Annotated in this window: 2 protein-coding genes; both read left to right on the forward strand. The window is 34.3% G+C overall.

What is annotated here, in order from left to right:
* A partial coding sequence (locus ACS8FD_RS18945) for a GMP synthase (glutamine-hydrolyzing) (RefSeq protein ID WP_439276997.1) occupies window positions 1-70 on the forward strand: 70 nt, incomplete at its 5' end.
* Window positions 71-322: 252 nt separating this feature from the next.
* Window positions 323-819: hypothetical protein (locus ACS8FD_RS18950; protein ID WP_439276996.1), on the forward strand; the 497-nt coding region annotated here is incomplete at its 3' end.

Genomic DNA, 819 nt, shown 5'->3' on the forward strand with positions numbered 1-819 from the left:
AATCGCTGAAGTATCACGGGTGACTTATGATGTGTCGAGTAAGCCACCGGCTACTATTGAATGGGAATAACATCAAACTAAAAATCTGATTAGCGTCGTCAAACTCGTTCAGCCTACTTGATGTAGTGCTATCACTCATTTTCCTCGCTACTCAAGTTTTTTGGATTGATGTACAGCTTGTTATAAATAAAAAACACTCAACTTGGTTGGGTGTTTTTTTTGTACTTATGAGAGTCAAACTAATAAGGAATTTATTAACTATTGTGCTATCTTCAATATTAGCTTGTAGTATTGAAATAATATTTATCAAAGGAAAATTTGAGTGGACGAAAATTCTAAAAAAGAATCTAAGCAACTCTTAGCATTAGAAATTGCTAATAAAATACAGGAACAATCAGTACCCTTTTCTGGTGCTGATAGAATATCGAATAATTTGCCGAGAGTAGCACAGTATGAGCAGATGAACTCAGCTGCTAATATCGCAAGTAAGGCTTTTCAACAATCAAGTTTGATGCCTGCCTATTCTGAAAGTCAAAGCGCGATAACAAAATTTGCCCAGTCACGAGCTGAAGAAGCGGTTATCTTTAAAGATCCATCTTTAGATATTATGAAGATAATAAATTCATATGATAGTTTAATTTCAAACAGCGCTCAAAAAATAGCTAAAACCATAACAGAGTTAACGAGTCCCATGGCAGAGATAATGAAACCTTTGGCTAACATATCTCAATCAATAATTGTTGCAGCCGATCTTTATAAACAATCTGAATTTGCGAAAGAGTTTTATGCTATCTCTCAATCTCAAGAGATGAGTAATTT

The organism is Psychrobacter sp. 1U2, assembly GCF_051847575.1.